We start from the raw sequence: 1,482 nt of genomic DNA on the forward strand, positions 1-1,482 counted from the left end.
AAATAAGACTAACTATTAAAGAAAGTCAAGTAAAAAAGTGGCAACGACTTTTCGTTGCAATCAGTACCTTGAAAACTGTATGACAATAAGAGCATCTTTGTAGGTGCTCTAAAAAAGAAGTGGTTTATAAAAAGAGTTAAACGGATGCTTTATATGGTTGACCAGACCTTTCCAGTGCAAAGATAGTCCTGACAAGTTTTTTTGCAGCATGAGATAAAGCTACATTGTAATGTTTTCCTTCAGAACACTTTTTCTCAAGATATGCACCGAAAGTTTTGTCCCAATGGCAGACATATTTTGTTGCATTGTATAAGGCATAACGAAGATATCTGGAGCCACGTTTCTCCATATGGGAATGACAGTTATCCAGTTGACCAGATTGATATGTAGAGGGAGACATCCCAGCATAGGCCAGGATCTTATCGGCTGAATCAAAACGATTGAAATCTCCGATCTCGGCAATGATCATTGCTCCCATCCGGTAACTAATGCCGGGAATGGTGAGAATAGGGGATTGGATTTCTTCATCCATGATCTGCTTGATAGCTGTCTCGATTTCATCAATTTCAGAAGTTAGTTCTTGAATGAGTTTAATCGTGTGTTTCAATTCCAGAGATTTTGCAGGCATAACAGAGCCTATAGAACTTCTGGCAGTTTCCCGGAAAAGAACAGCAGTATCTTTTCCGTAATGGCCCTTGGAGGCTTTAGAAAGCAGATTTGTCAGCTTTGTAAGATGAGCGGATGCAACATAAGAAGCACCTGGAAACTCAGACAGCAAAGTATAGACGGATGCCATATGGAGAGTAGGAACAAGTTCTTCAAGTTCAGGAAAAAGGATACAGACAAGCCGGGATATAGATACCTTAAGAGCAGAGCGTTCCTTTACTTTATCAAAACGATATCGAGTCAGTGACTTTAATTCTTCGTTGTGGTAAGATGTGTCTGAGTAGGACTTTAAGTTCACATCAGACATCAGCATAGAAGCAATTGTGCGGGCATCGACTTTATCCGTTTTGGTCTGTCTAAGGCTTAGACTTTTTCTGTACAGATTCGTATGTAATGGATTGATAATGTAGGTCGGGAAACCTTTATCTAAGAGATATCCGAGAAGATTGTAACTATAGTGTCCAGTGGCTTCAAGTCCTACTTTTACTTTGTCAACATCGTTCATAACGGATAGAATATTTTGATAGAGTTCAGTAAAACCAGATAGGTTATTGGTGATGGAGAAGGAATGAAAAAGAACTTCGCCATCTGAGTTTGTGATAAAGCAGTCGTGCTTATCTTTAGCAACGTCAATTCCTACAAAAATCATATAGGACCTCCTAAAAATGAATTGATACTGTATTAAGATCCACAGGGCTCTTTGAAATTGTAACCTACTTCTTGATCAACTGTCATGCGGTAACTAACTGATTAACAACCGGACAAAGAGACTGTGGTTGGAGCCTTATTTAAACCATCAAGTGGTAGGAGAAAGAA

General features: G+C 39.1%; 1 protein-coding gene. It reads right to left on the reverse strand.

All coding sequences use genetic code 11. The features are described from left to right. Positions 1–136 precede the first annotated feature (136 nt). Positions 137–1,315 (reverse strand): IS110 family RNA-guided transposase, encoded by a 1,179-nt coding sequence (locus tag H7U36_RS14995; RefSeq protein WP_191493432.1) that lies wholly within the window; start codon positions 1,313–1,315, stop codon positions 137–139. Positions 1,316–1,482: the final 167 nt, after the last annotated feature.

Origin of the sequence: Faecalicatena fissicatena (assembly GCF_016900595.1) — a bacterium.
In the GTDB taxonomy this organism is placed as follows: domain Bacteria; phylum Bacillota; class Clostridia; order Lachnospirales; family Lachnospiraceae; genus Claveliimonas; species Claveliimonas intestinigallinarum.

Excerpts from the sequence above, each read along its gene's own strand:
- H7U36_RS14995 (WP_191493432.1), bottom strand. The coding sequence starts at position 1,315 with ATGATTTTTGTAGGAATTGACGTTGCTAAAGATAAGCACGACTGCTTT.